Origin of the sequence: Paraflavitalea sp. CAU 1676 (assembly GCF_029223285.1) — a bacterium.
GTDB lineage: Bacteria > Bacteroidota > Bacteroidia > Chitinophagales > Chitinophagaceae > Paraflavitalea.
Genome location: NZ_JARHUJ010000004.1, coordinates 653,723 through 670,638 on the forward strand (window position 1 = coordinate 653,723; position 16,916 = coordinate 670,638).

The 16,916-nt window shown below is 49.0% G+C and carries 13 protein-coding genes; 9 read left to right on the top strand and 4 right to left on the bottom strand.

What is annotated here, in order from left to right:
* The first annotated feature begins 70 nt into the window (after positions 1 to 70).
* A complete protein-coding gene (locus tag P2H89_RS15670) occupies positions 71 to 844 on the top strand; it encodes a sensor histidine kinase (protein WP_275828423.1) in 774 nt (257 codons plus the stop codon).
* On the opposite strand, the gene P2H89_RS15675 is transcribed toward P2H89_RS15670, so the two are convergent.
* Both P2H89_RS15675 and P2H89_RS15680 read right to left on the bottom strand, forming a co-directional pair.
* Positions 841 to 2,220: a polysaccharide lyase 6 family protein gene (locus P2H89_RS15675; protein ID WP_275828425.1), complete on the bottom strand. Its 1,380-nt coding sequence runs from the start codon at positions 2,218 to 2,220 to the stop codon at positions 841 to 843. The genes P2H89_RS15670 and P2H89_RS15675 overlap by 4 nt on opposite strands.
* A 119-nt stretch (positions 2,221 to 2,339) precedes the next feature.
* Complete coding sequence (locus P2H89_RS15680; RefSeq protein WP_275828427.1) at positions 2,340 to 3,695, bottom strand: hypothetical protein; 1,356 nt, start codon at positions 3,693 to 3,695, stop codon at positions 2,340 to 2,342.
* Positions 3,696 to 3,821: 126 nt separating this feature from the next.
* Between P2H89_RS15680 and P2H89_RS15685 the strand changes: the two genes are divergently transcribed.
* From P2H89_RS15685 to P2H89_RS15700, 4 genes are all read left to right on the top strand, one after another.
* Positions 3,822 to 4,466 (top strand): hypothetical protein, encoded by a 645-nt coding sequence (locus P2H89_RS15685; RefSeq protein ID WP_275828429.1) that lies wholly within the window; start codon positions 3,822 to 3,824, stop codon positions 4,464 to 4,466.
* A 124-nt stretch (positions 4,467 to 4,590) separates the two neighbouring features.
* A complete protein-coding gene (locus P2H89_RS15690; RefSeq protein ID WP_275828431.1) occupies positions 4,591 to 5,673 on the top strand; it encodes a DUF2652 domain-containing protein in 1,083 nt (360 codons plus the stop codon).
* 109 nt (positions 5,674 to 5,782) lie between these two features.
* Positions 5,783 to 6,658 (top strand): AraC family transcriptional regulator, encoded by an 876-nt coding sequence (locus P2H89_RS15695; RefSeq protein WP_275828433.1) that lies wholly within the window; start codon positions 5,783 to 5,785, stop codon positions 6,656 to 6,658.
* A gap of 168 nt (positions 6,659 to 6,826) precedes the next feature.
* Complete coding sequence (locus P2H89_RS15700; protein ID WP_275828435.1) at positions 6,827 to 7,210, top strand: DUF1801 domain-containing protein; 384 nt, start codon at positions 6,827 to 6,829, stop codon at positions 7,208 to 7,210.
* Positions 7,211 to 7,353: 143 nt separating this feature from the next.
* Here the strand turns inward: P2H89_RS15700 and P2H89_RS15705 are convergent, their stop codons facing one another.
* Together P2H89_RS15705 and P2H89_RS15710 are read right to left on the bottom strand one after the other, a co-directional pair.
* The gene (locus tag P2H89_RS15705; RefSeq protein WP_275828437.1) at positions 7,354 to 7,773 is read right to left on the bottom strand and encodes an AraC family transcriptional regulator; all 420 of its coding nucleotides are present in this window, start codon (positions 7,771 to 7,773) and stop codon (positions 7,354 to 7,356) included.
* 79 nt (positions 7,774 to 7,852) lie between these two features.
* Positions 7,853 to 9,463 carry a hypothetical protein gene (locus P2H89_RS15710; protein WP_275828439.1) on the bottom strand — a complete coding sequence of 537 codons (1,611 nt, stop codon included), beginning with the start codon at positions 9,461 to 9,463 and terminating at the stop codon, positions 7,853 to 7,855.
* 397 nt (positions 9,464 to 9,860) lie between these two features.
* Between P2H89_RS15710 and P2H89_RS15715 the strand changes: the two genes are divergently transcribed.
* The 4 genes from P2H89_RS15715 to P2H89_RS15730 all read left to right on the top strand — a co-directional run bounded on the left by P2H89_RS15715 (position 9,861) and on the right by P2H89_RS15730 (position 16,884).
* Positions 9,861 to 10,976 (top strand): Gfo/Idh/MocA family oxidoreductase, encoded by a 1,116-nt coding sequence (locus P2H89_RS15715; protein WP_275828441.1) that lies wholly within the window; start codon positions 9,861 to 9,863, stop codon positions 10,974 to 10,976.
* A gap of 395 nt (positions 10,977 to 11,371) precedes the next feature.
* A complete protein-coding gene (locus tag P2H89_RS15720; protein WP_275828443.1) occupies positions 11,372 to 11,977 on the top strand; it encodes a TetR/AcrR family transcriptional regulator in 606 nt (201 codons plus the stop codon).
* A 405-nt stretch (positions 11,978 to 12,382) separates the two neighbouring features.
* Positions 12,383 to 13,618 (top strand): efflux RND transporter periplasmic adaptor subunit, encoded by a 1,236-nt coding sequence (locus P2H89_RS15725; RefSeq protein WP_275828445.1) that lies wholly within the window; start codon positions 12,383 to 12,385, stop codon positions 13,616 to 13,618.
* A 113-nt stretch (positions 13,619 to 13,731) separates the two neighbouring features.
* On the top strand, positions 13,732 to 16,884 hold the full coding sequence (locus tag P2H89_RS15730; RefSeq protein WP_275828447.1) for an efflux RND transporter permease subunit: 3,153 nt from the start codon (positions 13,732 to 13,734) through the stop codon (positions 16,882 to 16,884).
* Positions 16,885 to 16,916: the final 32 nt, after the last annotated feature.

Consider the following 16,916-nt stretch of genomic DNA (forward strand, 5'->3'; position numbering starts at 1 on the left):
GAAAGAAAATTGTTTCAGGCCATTAAAAACAAAGTACAATGAATTGCATCCCATTCATAAAGCATCATCTATGGATAACCGTACACCCTCTCTCAATGCTCACTGGCTTCCTGCTTTGTCTTTTCGTTTTGCCATTGCTCAGGAACAAAGAAAGTGCAGTGACCTGAATTTTATACCGGCCAGGGTCGATGTAGGACAGGCTGGTGTGAGCGCTGCTATCGAACAGGCCCGCCAGGAAGAACGCAACCGGATTGGTGGCGAGCTGCACGATAATATCAGTCAGCTCCTGGTTACCTCCAAATTGCTCTTAACCCTCATGCAGGCCGATCCAAGGCAAGCCGATGAGGTATTGCCGAAAGCTATAGAATTGCTATCCAAATCGATCAATGATGTGAGAAGTTATGCCCATGCGATCGCCAACGCAGGAGAAAGCCGGAAGCCGCTGGCCGCAGAGATCGAAACCCTGTTGGAGATGGTAACCCTGGCAGCGGGCATCGAGATACATTTTCCGCAGGAGGCTAAGGATAATTTATCGGTCGATCGCCGGCAGGAAACCGATCTGTACAGGATCGTACAGGAAGCGATCCACAACATCATCAAACATGCAGGGGCCACCCGGGTGGAGATCGCCTGCCAACGTTCAGGCGAACGCCTGGAATTAACCATCTGCGATAATGGCAAAGGCTTCGATCCTTTCGAAGTGGAGAAAGGGGCTGGTTTAGAGAATATGCATCAGCGGGCGCTGCGATTACAGGCACTATGCATGCTCGATACATCGCCCGGTAAGGGAACCTCTGTGTTTATCAGCTTACCGGTAAACGTTCACCAACTCAAAACTGCCTAATATTCTTTCACAGTAACTTCATGACCTACTTCTTGCGAAGTAAGGGCATGTGCTTTTGCCGGTGCTGTTGAATATTGATCGGCGCCCGCATCCAAAGGCGCTTTTCGCAACTGACCGTCCTGGTCTACAGTAATGCCTCTCCAATCGTTGCCGGCTGCGCCGATTGCCGGACTGCCTTTTTGCAAATGATAAACCCCGGAAGCATCCTTGATAAATAAAGGATCTGCGGAGAAGTAGGCTGAATCCGGTAATTGACCGGCTCCCTTTGTTTGAAAAAGCAAATTGCCCTTCCATACGGGCTGCAGGTAGGGGCCTTTAATACTCACCGCTTCACCACCACCCTGGATAATGTTGTATGCGATCGTGATATTGGTTGAACCAAGCCCATTAGGCCTTTCGGTGCGGGTTATATTCTCTTCATTATTCACCAGCGTATTGAAGAGGATCAATACCCGGTCGGGCCGGTCGTGCGAACGAAGGTCGGCGCCATCCGCCACTTCTGCACCGCCGTTTCCAATATTGATGGCTGGCTTGCATTGCTCGAAGTAATTGCTGTGTACAATATGGTCGTCCCCGAAAATGCGCAAGCCGGGTGTGCGGAAGAAATAATTGCCATACACTTCACAATGATTGCCATGGCGCAGGGTAAACTGCGCTTTGCAATCGCGGATGGTATTGTAGCGAAGGGTGACGAAAGAGGCCTTTACCGAGATCAGTTCGTTTTCGCCCGCACATTGTTCAAAGAGGTTATTTTCTACCAGGCTATGGCTGGAAGAAAGGCTGTATCCGCTTAAGCCAAACTGAACGGCTTCGGCCCCATTGCCTTTTTGCGGCTGGAAGTCGAAGAAGTAATTGTGGTGTATCCAGAGCCGCTCTGCAATCTGGTTGCCTTCGCCGCGCACACCAATGAATTTGCCGAGGGCATTTTTGTGGTGGAACGTATTGTAGTCGACCTGGTGATCGCTCCCCATGATAGTCAGGTAGTTTCCTTCGCCGGCGGTTTGGAAAATGTTGTGCGTCCAACGGCAAAACCGGCTGCCGGGTTCCATTAGCGCTTTATCGGAGGTATGCAGGAAGTGAAAGCCACGGATAACGATGAAGGCGGTATTGCCTGCAATGCGAAAGCCGCCGCTGCCTTTGATCAAGGCACCGCCGTTTTTTTGAGCCGCAATGGTAATAGGGTGGGCAGCTGTGCCGCTATTGCGAATGATAATATCACCGGTAGTCGTATAGTCGCCATTGGCAACCAGGATCACATCGCCTGGCTGCGATTTGTCAATAGCGCTTTGCAGTGCCGAAACAGATTTAACCAGAATTTCTTTGGCGGTAATAGTGCCGGCAGTCAGCAATAAGGCCAGTAATGTACAGGCTCGCAAACACGTCATTTGTTGGGATGTCATGGAATTGATCGCTTAAGCCACAAATAACGAAATAATTGAAGCATGCTCCGTCTATAGTATTTGCTTTTTGTACAGGTATATTGGCGCCAGACCGGTTATTTCCCAACGCCGAAATCGTACAACGTGTCACCACCCTTAAACCAGGTGTCTTTCACAGCGCCCAAACCCTCGAAGCGGTATTGAACACCCACAATCCCGGTAGGATCATTGGGAAAATCAAGTTGGTAGGCCATCGTTCCATTTACATAGAATTTCATGTGGCGGTTGCTGCTTTCAACCCGCAGGATAACCCAATTGGAGAGGTCGGCGCCAAACCCGGAAAGGTCAGCATGTTTACTGTAAATATTGGCGCCACAGGCAGTGAGGTGGAGGTCACCCGTACAGGTCTTGGCGGCCAGCGGAATGAATATGATATCGTTCTTGCATTGTATCAGTACATCTGCATACTGGCAGGCTCCAGAGCCTGATGAAAAGTCACTCTTCACTTTTGTTTCAAAAACAAAGCGGTCGCTTTGCAAGGTGCCCAGGTCGCGCTCATTGAAAAAGCGCAGGCGGGGCGCTGTAGGATAGAGGGACAGGCCATAGGTTTTCAGGGTGGTCGTATCCACTTCCACCCTGTCAGCTTTCAGGTATTCTTCTTTCCGGAAATAATGCGGTACAGGATTGTTCTCTGCCAGGCACAGCCAGCCATTGGAAGAGATCATGAGGTTATGGGCCTTCACTTCTTCGCCATCAGCGATCAGCCTTGCCCTGAAAAAGCCGGGATAATAGTAAATGGCGGAGTGTTCATGTTTGTCTTTGGGCACATGTGTTTTGCGCCGAATATCCCAGGTTTGCACGATAAAAGTCGAATCGGTATGGGCGGCGGATGCATCGTAATGAAAAATGACGGTATTGGGTACACCTTCCGACGCGATCTTGTTGGCCGAAAAGCGAAACTTGCCGGGATCGGGTCTTTGCAGTTGCTTAACTCCCATGAAACCGATCACCGCCAACGCGAGCAGTATACCTCCGGCTGCATACAGCAATCCTTTCTTTTTCCTTGGCGGGGTATGCCCGAGGTGGCCAACGGCTTCGTTGGCTGACCTTTCGGCCACGGTTGTATCGTCGATGATTTCGACGGGGCGAACCTCTGTGATGGTTGATAAACTTGTCGAGGCAGGCACTGGTGCAGGCCTGAATTGCTGCTGGTAGGTACGCCAATCCGCATAACCCAGGTACATGGCGAGGGTATTGAGCGTGGTTTGGGAAGGCGCGTTGAGATAGGTAACTTTGCCCCATACCCTTTTAAGCGTGGACACGCTGAGTTGTACCTCCGTATCATCGGCTATCAAAGCAGCCAGCTTTTCGAAGTCTGCACTAGACCAGCCCGAAGCAGCTCCCCAGTTCAATTTGGTCTCGATGGCCTGCAGACAGGCTTTGATATGTAGTTGCTCATCATTTGTTGTCATTTGGTAATGAGCTGTTTAATGCGTGAATAAAAATGAACAGAACTTGCATTGCTTTTGTGCAGGCCGCATAGGCCGGTACGCATCAATTTTGGGTTCATCATCACATAAACCATCAAATTCCATTGCATGAAAAAAATGATACGCTGCACGATGCTGTACCTCCTCGCTGTAATGACAGCTACTACCTCTTTCGCACAGGGCAAAATACAAAAACTCCCGCTTGACGATCAGACCAACTGGCAAATATTTAACAGGAGCATCGTAACCGTCAGCAAAGATAGTGTGGCTTTCGGCCAGGGCGAGAACGAAGGCATGTGGATCTGGAAAGGGACGACTTTTACGCCACAAACGATCGAATTCGATGTGCGCGGTGAAAACAATATGGACAGAAGTTTTGTCGGCATTGCCTTCAACCTGCAGGATGAAAAGACCTATGAAGGCATTTACTTCCGTCCTTTCAACTTTTACAATCCCGATACCATTCGTCGCTGGCGCGCGGTTCAATACATCTGCGCTCCAAATTACCCTTGGTTTAAGCTACGGGAAGACAGCCCGGGCAAATACGAGAACAAGGTATGGCAGGCGCCCAATGGCGACGATTGGTTTCATGTAAAGATTACGATCGATCATCCCGTCATTAAAGTGTATGTAAACAAAAACAACACGCCCACGCTGGTCGTGAACAGTCTTTCCGAACACAAGTCGGGCAGGGTGGCACTTTGGATGGGTAACCAGGCACGCGGCACTTTCGCCAATCTTGTCGTGAAATAAAGCAAACGTCTTTCAATGTGTCAAAGGCATTACTGGCCGTCTTCTGTAAGGGAAGGAACGGCTTGTGATGCACTTTGATCGTTGTGGCAATGCATGCCGGAGAAACCGTAACTTTAAATCAAAAATGCCCCAGCAAGGCCTGCTCTTCATTCCGGATATCAGTGGCTTTACGAGGTTTGTGAATGAAATAGAACTTGAACACAGCCGCCACATCATTCAGCAATTGCTGGAATTGCTGATCAATGCCAATGAAGTGGGGTTGGAGGTGTCGGAAGTTGAAGGCGATGCCATCCTCTTTTATAAATTTGGTGAGCCCGACGAACTGCCTACCCTGTACAAACAGGTGGAAAAAATGTTCCTGTCATTCCACCAGCATGTGGCGGCCTACAACAAACGCCGCATCTGTCAATGTAAAGCCTGCATCACGGCTGTCGACCTTACGCTGAAAGTGATCACGCATTATGGCGAGTTTACCACCTACAATGTCAAAAACTTCAACAAGCTGATCGGCAAGGATGTGATCGTTGCCCACCAGTTGCTCAAAAATGATATTGACCAGCACGAATACTGGCTGGTGACCGGCAACCTGCTGAAAGATCAACAGCCTGTTGGCCTGGCAGGCTGGATGGAGTGGAACAGCAGCACCAAACAAACTGAGAACGGACAAATACCGTTTTATTATACGCAACTCAGCGAGCTCAAGAATGACCTGCCACCCGATCCGCTGCCCGATGTAGAGGTGGCCGATAAAGTGAAGGTGGTATCGGTCTCGAAAGTCTATGATGTGGGAATCAAGGTGCTTTGCTTCACGGTAGTTCATTTTGAGTTCCGGCACGAGTGGCAGGTAGGGCTAAAGGCAATCGATGAGGTGGAACATTTTCTGCCGGGTATCGGAAGCAGTCACCGCCACCTGTACGACAATGGCAAAAGCACGATCCTCCACACCAGCAGCTTTGTTTATGACCCCGCCGTGAAAGTAATGTTCAGTGAAACCGATGAACCTAAAAAAAGAGGCCTGTATTATACGATCGAGCCGGCCGGCGATGGCAGAACAAGGCTCACGCTCGATTTTTACATTGCCAAAGGCTTTGTACGTGAAACACTTTTCAACCTGTTTGAAAAGCAGAAAATGCAGCGTGATCTCGAGCAGTCGCTAAAAAACCTGGAGCCTATTGCACGGGATATGGTGTTACCCGTTGAGTTTTAGGGCGCAGCAAAACAGCGACCTTACCGTGGCGGCAACAGTAATTAGCGATTCATAAACATTAATTGTCCGACAGTCGCCAAAAAAAGCGAGAAATCGGTAATATTGGTTAATGAAAGTGCTACAGTTTACTGTGCCGATGACGCAGCGGGGTTCCGTCGTGGTGCAGGAGGATAACCTTCCTTATTTCTACAACTTCTTTCACCGGCATACGGAAGGGCAGGTTACGCTTATCCTGAAAGGGGAGGGAACACTGATAGCCGGCAATTATACACAGCCTTTCAAAGCAGGGGAGATCTATATCCTGGGCGCCAATCAGCCGCACATCTTCAAAGCTGCCCCCCGCTATTTCGAAACCGAGGTGCCCAACAGCATACACGCCATCCACCTTTACTTTGATCATGACAGGCTGCTCTCGGGCATTTTTAATATGCCGGAATTCGATCAGATCAGGAAATTTGTAAGGGCTAGCAATAATGGCTTCCAGCTGCCCGAACGCCTGGCGCCGCAAGGCGGCCGGTTGATCAGGAAGATCAATAGTGCCGGCGGCACTGAACGCCTGATCACTGTGATCAGACTGTTCCACTTTTTCGCCAACGAGGTCAAAGAATGGAAGTCGCTCTCGACTGGTACATCGAAACAGGCATTTACCGATATGGAAGGCCTGCGGATGAACGATATTTACCAATACACCATCGACCATTTTACCGACGATATCTCGCTTTCGCAGATAGCAGGCATTGCCCACATGACGCCCCATGCATTTTGTAAATACTTCAAGAAGCACACCCGTAAAACGTATATGGGATTCCTGAACGAAGTGCGGATCAACGAGGCCTGCAAGAAGCTCATCAATGGAAACTTCGAATCTATTTCCACGATTGCCTATGCTAACGGCTTTAATAACACGATCACGTTCAACCGTGTCTTTAAGAAGGTAATGGGTATGAATCCCACAGACTATATCAACAGCTACAAGCGTAAGTAACGAAGCTGCCTCATTTCTTTAATGTGGGGTATGAACGAAATTCCATGAAACAGCAAGCTGTTGATTGTTCTTACACGGCAAGACGCATATGCCCCTGCTTTTGTCTTTTTATCCCCCCGATAGTGAGCCAACAGGCAGGTAAATTTGTTGCAACCAACAAAACCTTCTATGTCACGCACCGACTTCAAAACAGTAGATGAATATCACGCCATTTTCCCTGCCGACATTGTAGCAAGGCTCGATGCAATCCGTACCATCATCAAAAAAGTGGCGCCAGACGCAGAAGAGGTGATCAGTTACCAGATCCCCGCTTATAAATACCTGGGATTTTTGATATACTACTCCGCCTATAAGGGGCATATCTCGTTGTCGTATCCTTTCAGCGCAGCGTTGCTGGCTGAATTCAGTAAAGACCTGGCAAAGTATAAAGTGAGTAAGTCGGCCATTCAGTTTCCGCACAACGGGCCGTTGCCGGAGGCATTGATCAAAAAGATCGTTCAGTTTCGGTTGCGGGAAAATAAAGAAACGGCAGCTTTGAAGGCAAAAAAATAACCAGTCGAAGTACTTATGTAAATCCTGTTCTGTTCGAATATATCCATCCTGTATGCATCTTCTCCGACTGCCGTGTTCGTTTGGCGACGTTTAGCTTAGTCAGGTCCTATTGATAGGGTGGGGCTGGAAAGGAGGTTAAAAAACTATCCGGTTTTCCGGTAGTTGAGAGGAAGTTCAAAAGCGAGGTCGTTCCGGATAAAATCGGAAGGAACCTGACCGGTAAACCGTTTGAAAGCTTCCCGGAAAGAGTTCCGGTTATTGAAGCCACACTGGGTGGCCAACCCATCCAGGCTCCAATGACAAGCCTCTCCCTGCTTTATGAGCAGCACTGCGTGCCCGATCCTGTGCAAGTTGACAAAATCGGTGAAGCGCATGTCGTACGACTGATTGATAAACGCAGACACCCGGTAAAGCGGGATCCCCAATCCGTCCGACAATTCCTGAAGGCTAAAACCATGTCTCAGATAAGGTTTTGAGTCCCTGAACAAGCTCTCCAACAAGGATTTAAGACCGGAATCTTTAACATCCCCATTCGCATTTTCGACGTAGATAATGGTACTCATTAGGATAAATTTAGTGATGTAAAATTATGAGCTACCTACGCTTACGGGCAGTATGTTACCGTTAATTAACGGTAATAATCTAACTATGGTCGAGGCTGATACCTGCCGCTTCAACACCATCCATGATGCGTAAAGTGATGTCTTCGAAGAGGATGAACTTCTCGAGGAATGCTTTTAATTCCCGGTGGATGTCTGGCCAGATGGCTTTCAATTCACGCACCAGTATTTTACCTTCTTTGGCGAGTTTAAGTTTGCCCATCGTAGCCGTACGGATCACCAGGTCGAATTTGAGGGAAGGCATATTGATCTTTTCGCCCCACGCGCGCGCCATTTCGTAATCTTCGTGAATATAGTAATAGACCGACATCGTGAAGCTATAGCACCACGGGTAAAAAGGATTCAGTTCGATCGCTTCTTCCAGCAAGGATTTCCCCCGCTCATATTCACCCAGGTAGATCAGGGTAAGGCCCAGCCAGCCGATATTGTTGGAAGAACTGTAGTTGAGGGCCAGGCATTCGTCGATCACCTTCAAGCTGGCTTTGCGTTTTCGGGCCAGCAGCAAAGCCCACGCGAGGGTCTGGTAGCCATGCATGCAATAACGGTCGAGGTTGATGGCCTTGCGTGCATATTCAATGCCGCTGCTGATAACGGATACCGGGTGAAGGTCCATCAGGTAGCTATCGAGATGCACTTCACCCAGCACTGCCCAGGCCAGCGCGTTGGCAGGCGTTACCTGCAGCGTATGTTCCAGGGCTTCTTTGGCCTGCAGCAAAACCGGTACATTGTATTCTTTATGGTATTTGTAATGCCAAAAAGCGGCATTGTGGGTGCCGAGTATGTCGGCCTGTTCGGCCGGAGATGCAATAGACAAGTGGTGAATGATAGCGCCGTAATACCCGGCGATCACGGAAGCGATATTCCTGGTAACATCGTCCGATACGTTGTTAAGCGGTGTAGCCGAGAGCGGCTGATCGTAAGTGCCCGCCCATATTTGCTCGGAGGTAAACGTATAGATCAATTGAACATTGATGCGTATGTTCTCTTCGATCACCTGCACACTGCCGGTGAGTACGTAGTGAATACCATATATGGCGCTCAGCTGGTTAAACTCCGTAAGCCTGTTGGATATCATGCGCATGGAATAATAAGAGATCACCGATACGTTGCGGAAGTGCGATATCTCGGTGCTTAACTGCTCGCTGATGACATCGGCAAAGAAATGTTTGCCCGTTTCGGGACCCCGGTTATGGAACGGCAATACTGCAATGGTAAGCCGGCCAGGTGAACTGGGAGGCAATAGCGTAGCGGGAGGTTCCACAGGAGTTACTTCTGAGGGCATAAAAGAAAAAACGGGCACATAGGTGCCTTTGGGGATGGCGATCTTTACCGGGTCGCCTTTACCGGTATTGGAGTAATAAGCGTCCAGCGTCTGGCGGAGGCGGCCCGCATGGATGCGGACGCAGGCATCGAACTGCGGATTGAAATCGGCCGGCCTGCCCAGTGCGCGGGTGCCAATGGTATATTCCTTGATCTCGTTAACGCGTCCGGCGATGGTCTCTTCTACTACATAATCCAGGAACCGGCATAGCAATTCCTTATTATTAAACTCCTTACTCATCCGGATGCGAGCCATTTGCATGGTAATGTCTTCTGATAACGGCGTTAGTTCCTTGACAGATTGGTTGGCCATATTAGCGTTGGTTGAATGGTCGCTGGGAAAATAGAACTACAATTAAAAAAGCAAGAGCCGCTGATAATGTAAAGGTTGATTGTCTGTGCAGAAGCAAATCGGTCGCCTGCCAAATTAAAATAATATTTGAACATGGCAATATTATGTATTGGCATCCTGTTCATTCGGATTAGCTTTCACCAGGTATGTGCGCTGGCAATATAGATAATTTCCTTGCTAAACCGTTATTCTATTGACTTTTTTAACCATGCTCCATTTGACCGGGAGGCTGGTGAAAATGCAGGCCGGCTGATTGACAGGTAACACTGGTACTTGAAAATGTGTTTCCCGGCTTCGGGATATATTGCCTGTAAACCTTAAATTGTGTAATCATAACACACCCATAAAAAGCCTTGCTATGAACACACGTCGCTCGTTCCTGCAGAAATTGTCTGCCGCAGCTATCACCTTTCCACTCATTTCATTTGAAGATTGTACCAATGCCGATCAGGCTGGCAGCAAAACCTACGACGGCCCTGTATTGCGCGTGGCCATCATGGGACTTGGTGGTTATGGAACACGTGTGGCCGATGCCATGGTCGACTGTAAGAAAGCGAAATTAGTGGGCGTCATCAGTGGCACACCTTCAAAAGTCAAAGCCTGGCAGGCGAAATACAATATCCCCGATAAGAATTGCTATAACTACGAGAATTTCGATGCCATCAGTAAGAACCCCGATATTGATGCAGTATACATCATAACCCCCAACTCTCTGCACCATCCACAGGCCCTCAGGGTGGCGAAAGCAGGCAAACATGTGATCTGCGAAAAGCCGATGGCCCTCAATGCGAAGGAAGGGCAGGAAATGGTCGATGCCTGTAAGAAAGCCAATGTAAAACTCCTGGTGGGGTACCGTATGCATTTTGAGCCTAAAACACTGGAAGTAGTGCGTATGCGAATGGATGGCGAGTTGGGAAAGATCCTGTTCTTCCAGGGCTTGTCGGGTTTCAGGATCGGCGATCCCACACAATGGCGCCTCAACAAACAACTGGCAGGCGGTGGTTCGATGATGGACATTGGTATTTATTCTATTAATGGCGCAAGGTATATGGTGGGCGAGGAGCCGGTATGGGTAACGGCACAGGAAAGCAAAACAGATCCGGTGAAGTTTAAAGAAGGGGTAGATGAGACCATTCAATTTCAATTGGGCTTTCCTTCGGGTGCGGTAGCCTCCTGTTTATCGACGTACAGCATGAATGGATTAGATAAATTCTACCTCAATGGCGTCAATGGCTTTGCGGAGATGCAGCCCTCCACGGGTTACGGCCCTATCAAGGGCCGCACGCACAAGGGCGAACTGACCCAGCCGCATGCCACGCATCAAACCGTTCAGATGGAAGAGTTTGCGGCCATAATACTGGAAGGACGTAAGCCGGTAATACCTGTTGACGGTGAAGAGGGCCTGCGCGACCTGCGGATCATCGACGCCATTTACGAGGCCTGCAAAACAGGAAAAAAGATAGAACTGAGATAATTTACTGGTGATACGGGTGGCCAATGAACAGGTTGAAGCTTTTCACGAACGGTTGTTCATATGGCAAACAATAACCATGGTAACGCGTATGGGTCGGTTACCGTTTGGTGAATGATCCCATTGTATAAAGCCCGCTTACTGTTGCAGAAATGCTGTTTTTCTTCTCTCACAAGACGTATTCCACCCGTCATAATGCCGCATTTACCCCTGAGAATAAGCACGTAATCAATTTACTTTTGTAAACGCGAACCATGCCGCGGGTAACCTTGTTATCAATAACCTTTGGTTTACCCGATAGGCAACCGGTTGGCTCCCTACTGGGAAATTTCTTTGAAAAAAACTTGGCTGTATCTCAAACGTTGTTACTTTTGCTAACACTGTTAGATAAAATAACAATGGGAATATCTGAAAGAAGGTTACGGCAAAAAGAGGAAGTGCGGTCCAGCATACTGGCAACAGCGTGGCAAATTGTTAAAGAAGAAGGATGGCAGGCACTCTCCATCCGGAAGATTGCCGATGCGATAGAATACAGTGTTCCGGTCGTATATGATCATTTCGTGAATAAGGAGTGTATCCTGCTGGAGTTTGCCCGGGAAGGCTTTTGTTTGTTGGCCAGGAAGATGCAGCAGGCCAAGGGAAAGCACGCTGATCCTGCCCAGCAGCTGAAGGCGATGGCTGATGCCTATTGGAACTTTGCCTTTAAGAACAAGGAATACTATCAGGTGATGTTTAACTTGGGTATACCCTGTAGTGAAGCAGATGATTGCAGCTGTTTGCCCGAGAAGATCAGTTTCAGGAGCCTGGTTTCGGATTCGATCACCACGATCCTGGTAAAAAACAAACGAACGGACATTAGTGTATGCATGAAGAGCCATACCTTCTGGTCGGTGATCCACGGACTTATTTCCATTAAAATGATGAGAACATCCGATGTATCGGATGATTTGAATAAGATGGTGATGGATGATGCGATAGAGGGGTTCATTAAAAACCTTGCCTGATCTTTCTCTGAGGGGAAACTTATCCAGTGGGTAAAAAAAGGCGCTAATTTATTTAGTGATTCGTGACTAATTTAATTAGCTTTGCTTCCGCTGTTTATTAAAGGGAAATGATGGCACAACATTCGTTTGCTGAGTATAGACAGTTCTTGAAAGGGAAAGATTAGCCATGAAACAACAAATCCTCCTGCGCCCAACGGTAGGCAAGAGATCGGTCGAAATATAGTATACCGGATTTGTCTGTCTTCGTCTCAACTGTTCGTCTTAGCTACAAAAAAGTATTGATTATCCTGCCCGACTGATAGAAACTCAAGTCGATTGCATGCTTTTGCCATAAGCATATTGTTGATATACTGACCTGTTTATTTAATAACCGGAGGTGCTGCAGCCTCCCGTAAACAACCTGTTATGCAATACACACTGAAGATGAATAAAAGAACACACCAATCAATTGCTGCTGCCGGTCCGGCGTTGCGCCTTCCGGGTGCACCGTTGGGTCAGTTCATGCTCGGCGCCATTGTCTCTATCTTATTATACAGCTGCGGATCTTCTGCAGCTCCCGGACCTGCCATGGGTGCTATGCCTCCTCCCCAGCTGCCGGTGATAGCAGTCTTTACTTCACCTGCTACAACCTACAAGGAGTATTCAGCTACCCTGGAGGGGAGAGTGAATGTGGAAATACGCCCGCAGGTAGAAGGTTATCTCGAAAAGATCTATGTTGATGAAGGCGCCTTCGTAAAAGTTGGTCAGCCCTTATTTAAGATCAACGACCGCATCTACAACGAACAGCTCAACAGCGCTCAATCGAGTGTGCTGGCTGCCCAGGCCAATGTGGCCAAAGCACAGGTAGAGGTTGACAGGCTGATACCACTGGTAGATGCAAAGGTTGTTTCCGAAGTACAGCTTAAAACAGCCCGCACGGTACTGGACGCTGCCAAAGCATCCGAAGAGCAGGCGAAAGCTGCCGTAGGCAATGCGCGTATCAATGTAGGTTATACCTATATCACGGCTCCTGTTAGTGGTTATATCGGTCGCATTCCGCATAAAACGGGTAGCCTGGTAGGAAAGGGAGAATTTCTGCCGCTAACCGTACTGTCGGACATCAACGAAGTATATGCTTACTTCTCCATGAGTGAGCCCGATTTTATCGTGTTCAAGCAACAGTTTGCCGGTAACTCGGTCGAGGAAAAGATCAGTAAAGCACCAGCAGTTGAGCTGCTGCTGGCCGATAACAGTGCCTATCCTCAAAAAGGAAAGATCACGTCGGTTGATGGTCAGTTCGATAAAACAACGGGCACCATCAGCTTCCGCGCCACTTTCCCCAATGCCGGCGGAACACTTCGATCGGGCAATACCGGTAAAGTACGTATCCCGCAACCGCTGTCGGAAGTGGTGATCGTACCGCAGGAAGCGACCTTCGAGATCCAGGACAAGGTATTTGTATTCGCTGTAGGCGATAGCAATAAAGTGGCCAGCAAGCCCATTACCGTGGCTGGTAAAACGAGTACTTACTATTTCGTGCAGAGTGGTGTTAAAGCCGGTGAGAAGATCGTATTCTCCGGTACCGGTAACCTGCAGGATGGAATGGTGATCGTACCGCAGCCTATTTCGACCGACAGCTTATTAAAAGTAAAACCATTGTAAATCTCATGCGATTCGTACGGATACCCATTGCATGCATGTATCTGTACTTCCTTAAGATTGAATGCTGATTTCTATTAGATGAATTCTGTATTCTGAATTCTAATACCATTCCCATGCTTAAAAAATTTATTGAAAGGCCCGTATTATCAACGGTCGTTTCCATCATATTGCTCCTGTTGGGCGGACTGTCGTTGTATACACTGCCAGTAACCCTGTTCCCGGATATTGCGCCACCCAGTGTGCAGGTCACTGCACTCTATCCAGGCGCCAATGCCGAGGTGGTTGCCCGCTCGGTGGCTACGCCGCTCGAAGAAGCCATCAACGGGGTGGAGAACATGACCTACATGACCTCCAACTCGAGCAATGACGGTAGTATGACGCTCACCGTTTTCTTCAAACAGGGTACCGATCCCGATATCGCTTCGGTGAACGTACAGAACCGCGTATCCAAGGCTGTTAACCAGGTGCCTGCTGAAGTTGTTCAGTCCGGTATCTCTACCCAGAAAGTGCAGAACAGTATCATCATGTTCGTAGCACTTTCCAGTGAAGACAGCGCGCAGTACAACGAGCTGTTCCTCGAAAACTATATTAAGATCAACCTGATCCCCCAGGTACAGCGTGTACCCGGCGTAGGTCAGGCGCTGGTATTCGGCACCAAAGACTACTCCATGCGCATCTGGTTGAGGCCCGATCGCCTGATCGCCAACAACCTGTCGCCCCAGGACGTATTGAGTGCCATTCGCGACCAGAACCTGGAAGCGGCCCCCGGCCGTTTGGGACAAAGCAGTCCGGAGACCTTCGAATACGTACTTAAATACAAAGGGAAACTGAGCCACAACGAAGATTATGAGAACTTCGTGATCAAGGCCAACAACGACGGATCTATGCTGCGCCTCAAAGATGTGGCACGTATTGAATTTGGTTCCTTTACCTATTCGAGTAACAGCCGCATGGATGGCAAACCGGTTTCGGGTTTTGCCGTATTCCAGACCGCTGGTTCCAATGCGAATGATATCCTTACCGAAGTAGAAAGACAATTGAAAGAGTTCGAACGGACCCTGCCCAAAGGCGTTAAGACAACGGTGATGTACAACTCGAAGGAATTCCTCGATGCATCGATCCACCAGGTTCGTGAAACGCTGATCATTGCCTTTGTACTGGTGTTCCTGGTAGTGTTCATGTTCCTCCAGGACTTCCGTTCAACGTTGATCCCGGCCATCGCGGTACCGGTAGCGATCATCGGTACGTTCTTCTTCCTCCAGTTATTCGGTTTCACCTTGAACCTGCTGACGCTCTTTGCCCTGGTACTGGCCATCGGTATCGTGGTGGATGATGCGATCGTGGTAGTGGAGGCAGTACACTCCAAAATGGAACGAACCAACCTGCCGGCGCGTACGGCCACCGTACAGTCGATGAGCGAAATTTCCGGAGCCATCATTTCTATCACACTGGTAATGGCTGCGGTGTTTATCCCGGTAGGCTTCATGCAAGGCCCGGCTGGTGTATTCTACCGTCAGTTTGCCTTTACCCTGGCCATTGCGATCCTGATCTCGGCGGTGAACGCCTTGACATTAAGCCCCGCACTTTGTGCCCTCTTCCTGAAGAGCCCGCATGGAGATGAAAGCCATGGCAGCCGTAAAGGATTTGCCGGCCGTTTCTTCGGAGCTTTCAATTCAGGGTTCACCTCGATTACCAATAAATATATCAAGAGCCTTCAATTCCTGATCAAACATAAATGGGTACCTATTTCAGGGCTGGTGCTCATCAGCGCAATAACCTTCTGGCTGGTGAAGAAAGCACCTACCGGTTTTATTCCCGATGAAGACCAGGGCTTCGTACTCTACGCCGTGAATACGCCTCCCGGTAGCTCGCTCGACCGTACCAACCAGGCTACCCGTCAGATAGAGAACATAATCAAAACAGAAGAAGCCGCCAACCACCACTATGTGATCGATGGTTTAAACTTCATCAGCAATGCCAACGCATCTCCTTATGCCGCCGGCTTCATCCGCCTGAAGGATTACAAGGATCGTGGTGCTGTGAAAGATGCCACACAGATCGCCAATGGCATTGCCGGTAAGGTTTCTTCTGTAAAAGGAGCCAGCGCCTTCTTCTTTAACTTCCCCACCGTGCAGGGTTTCGGTAACGTGAGTGGTTTCGAGTTCATGCTCCAGGACCGCAGCAACGGGCCGCTCGACAAATTGGGCAACACTGCCTGGGGATTCATTGGTGCGCTCATGCAAAGGCCCGAGATCGCTTATGCATTCACCACCTTTGCTACCGGCAATCCGCAATACATGATCGAAGTAGATAACATCAAGGCTAAACAGCTGGGTGTTTCCATTACCGAGTTGATGCAAACTATGCAGATCTATTACGGTAGTAGCTTCGTTTCCGACTTCAATCGTTTCGGTAAATATTATCGTGTAATGGCACAGGCCGATCCTGCTTTCCGGACAGACGCCTCTTCGCTGGATGGTATCTATATAAAGAACGACCGGAAAGAAATGGTGCCGGCTAAAACACTGGTTCGCCTGAAACGGGTATATGGTCCGGAAACTGTAACAAGGAATAACCTCTTCAATGCCGTAACCATCAACGGAGTGCCTAAGCCAGGCTACAGTACCGGTGATGCGATCAAAGCGATCGAAGAAACGGCGAAACAAGTATTGCCCCGTGGTTATGCTTATGAGTGGACGGGTGTTACCAGGGAGGAGATCAATACCGGTGGTCAAACAGGTTTCATCTTCCTGCTGAGTATCATCTTCGTGTACTTCCTGCTGGCAGCGCAATATGAAAGTTATATCCTGCCGCTGGCGATCATCCTTACCATACCGACGGGGGTGCTGGGTGTGTATGCGTTCATCGGATTCGCCGGCATTGAAGCGAATATCTATGTGCAGATCGGTTTGATCATGTTGATCGGTCTGTTGGCCAAGAACGCGATCCTGATCGTGGAATACGCTGTACAACGCAGAAGAGCCGGTATGGGCCTCATTGAGTCGGCGCTGGAAGGTTCCAGGCTGCGGCTTCGCCCCATCCTGATGACCTCTTTCGCATTCATCGTGGGCCTGCTACCATTGATCTGGACGCACGGCGCATCTGCAAAGGGTAATGCTTCTATCGGTACCAGTGCGGTAGGCGGTATGCTAACCGGCGTAATACTCGGTGTTTTCATTATCCCCGTATTGTTTGTGATATTCCAGTACCTGCAGGAAAAACTCACCGGCAGAACCGGACCCAGAGAGATTAGCCTTAGCGAATAAGATACATTGACACTATAGCGATCCGGCAGCGC

Excerpts from the sequence above, each read along its gene's own strand:
- P2H89_RS15710 (WP_275828439.1), bottom strand. The coding sequence starts at position 9,463 with ATGGCCAACCAATCTGTCAAGGAACTAACGCCGTTATCAGAAGACATT.
- P2H89_RS15690 (WP_275828431.1), top strand. The coding sequence starts at position 4,591 with ATGCCCCAGCAAGGCCTGCTCTTCATTCCGGATATCAGTGGCTTTACG.
- P2H89_RS15725 (WP_275828445.1), top strand. The coding sequence starts at position 12,383 with ATGCAATACACACTGAAGATGAATAAAAGAACACACCAATCAATTGCT.
- P2H89_RS15680 (WP_275828427.1), bottom strand. The coding sequence starts at position 3,695 with ATGACAACAAATGATGAGCAACTACATATCAAAGCCTGTCTGCAGGCC.
- P2H89_RS15685 (WP_275828429.1), top strand. The coding sequence starts at position 3,822 with ATGAAAAAAATGATACGCTGCACGATGCTGTACCTCCTCGCTGTAATG.
- P2H89_RS15715 (WP_275828441.1), top strand. The coding sequence starts at position 9,861 with ATGAACACACGTCGCTCGTTCCTGCAGAAATTGTCTGCCGCAGCTATC.
- P2H89_RS15700 (WP_275828435.1), top strand. The coding sequence starts at position 6,827 with ATGTCACGCACCGACTTCAAAACAGTAGATGAATATCACGCCATTTTC.
- P2H89_RS15670 (WP_275828423.1), top strand. The coding sequence starts at position 71 with ATGGATAACCGTACACCCTCTCTCAATGCTCACTGGCTTCCTGCTTTG.
- P2H89_RS15730 (WP_275828447.1), top strand. The coding sequence starts at position 13,732 with ATGCTTAAAAAATTTATTGAAAGGCCCGTATTATCAACGGTCGTTTCC.
- P2H89_RS15705 (WP_275828437.1), bottom strand. The coding sequence starts at position 7,773 with ATGAGTACCATTATCTACGTCGAAAATGCGAATGGGGATGTTAAAGAT.
- P2H89_RS15720 (WP_275828443.1), top strand. The coding sequence starts at position 11,372 with ATGGGAATATCTGAAAGAAGGTTACGGCAAAAAGAGGAAGTGCGGTCC.
- P2H89_RS15695 (WP_275828433.1), top strand. The coding sequence starts at position 5,783 with ATGAAAGTGCTACAGTTTACTGTGCCGATGACGCAGCGGGGTTCCGTC.